Origin of the sequence: Streptomyces sp. UNOB3_S3 (assembly GCF_020740895.1) — a bacterium.
GTDB lineage: Bacteria > Actinomycetota > Actinomycetes > Streptomycetales > Streptomycetaceae > Streptomyces.
In genome coordinates this window covers 1-1,270 of record NZ_JAILXP010000699.1, presented here as the reverse complement: position 1 = coordinate 1,270, position 1,270 = coordinate 1, and the positions used below count along the sequence as shown (strand labels likewise).

Genomic DNA, 1,270 nt, shown 5'->3' with positions numbered 1-1,270 from the left:
GGCGGCAGGGGGAGCGTCCTGTCGCTCTTCTCCAAGGTGGCCTCGAAGGTCGACCCGCCCACGTAACTACTCCCCTCGTCGCGCCTGCGTTGCCGCCCATTTCTCGCATTACGCGACAACGGCCAGCAAGCGCGACGATTTGTCGGGGAGCGCCGGGCACGGCACTTTCTGCCGGTCGGAGGCGGTTTGGGCACAGCGGGGCCGGGCCGGGAAAACCACTCGAACCGGTGAGCCCGGACCGGTCCGGTCCGGGCGGCCGCGTTCGGCCCGCGCTCAGCCCGCGCTGGGCCCGCCCTCCACCTCGGCGGCGAGCTTGTCGAGCACGGCGTCGTAGATGCGGCCGAGGCCCTTGGGGGCGAAGGCGCGCTCGAAGAAGCCGCCGATGCCGCCGGCGCCCTGCCAGGTGGTGGTGACGACGACCTTGGAGCTGCCCTCGCCGGCCGGGGTGACGGTCCAGGTGGTCACCATGGAGGAGTTGCGGTCCTTCTCCACGAGCTGCCCGTCGGTGGGCTCGTCGACCTCCAGGAGGCAGTCGCGCACCCGCTTGCTGGTGGCCTGGAGCTTCCAGTGCACGAGCGTGCCCTTGCCGTCGCCGCCCTCGCGCACCTCGTACTCGCTGAAGTGCTCGGGCAGCAGCTTGGCACGCGTGCCGCTGTAGTCGGCGAGGGCGTCGAACACGTCCTCCGCGCCTGCCGCGATGATCCGCTCCGTCGTGGCCTCGACCTGGCCCATGGCTAGTCCTCCGGGACGTTGAAAGAAGTGCTGTCTTGCCGCTTACCGCGGGTGCGCGCAAAGCCAATCACCATCGGCGCGACCACCCAAAATCCGGGGCCTGCCGACGGCTGCCCGCACCAACCTCCGCACATGGTGACCATACGGACGATGACCGTCGCCGACACCGACGCGGTGGCGGAGATCCGGGCGAGCGGCCGGCGGACGGCGAGGTGTACGCGCGCGATGCGCTGTGGGGTCGCCGAGGACAACGCGCGCGCCCGCCGTTTCTACAAGCGCGCCCCCTGAGCCCCGCCGCCGTGCCGGGCCAGCCGGGCCAGGGCGGCGACGGCCGCCGGGCGCAGCCGTTCGTGCTCGCGGGCGGCGACGAGCGTGGCCTCGGCCCGGCGGTCGCCGAGGACGCCCAGGCCCTCGACGCAGGCGCGGGCGATCGGCCAGCAGTGGTCGCGGGCCGCCAGCAGCCGCTCCAGGGTGGTGAGCAGGGCGGGTACGGACTCGGGGGCGCGCAGCTCGGTGAGGAGCCGGACGGGGTGGAGGG

The 1,270-nt window shown here is 73.0% G+C and carries 2 protein-coding genes and 1 pseudogene; 1 reads left to right on the top strand and 2 read right to left on the bottom strand.

All coding sequences use genetic code 11. The annotated features are described in order from the left end of the window. Window positions 1–273: 273 nt before the first annotated feature. The gene (locus tag K6I33_RS35115; RefSeq protein WP_229358842.1) at window positions 274–732 is read right to left on the bottom strand and encodes an SRPBCC family protein; all 459 of its coding nucleotides are present in this window, start codon (window positions 730–732) and stop codon (window positions 274–276) included. A 132-nt stretch (window positions 733–864) separates the two neighbouring features. Between K6I33_RS35115 and K6I33_RS35110 the strand changes: the two genes are divergently transcribed. Continuing rightward, the gene (locus K6I33_RS35110; RefSeq protein ID WP_229358841.1) at window positions 865–1,020 is read left to right on the top strand and encodes a hypothetical protein; all 156 of its coding nucleotides are present in this window, start codon (window positions 865–867) and stop codon (window positions 1,018–1,020) included. Here K6I33_RS35110 and K6I33_RS35105 read toward each other — a convergent pair. Next, a pseudogene (locus K6I33_RS35105) lies at window positions 1,002–1,270 on the bottom strand (HEAT repeat domain-containing protein); the annotation flags it as partial. The gene K6I33_RS35110 and the pseudogene K6I33_RS35105 sit on opposite strands and share 19 nt — an antisense overlap.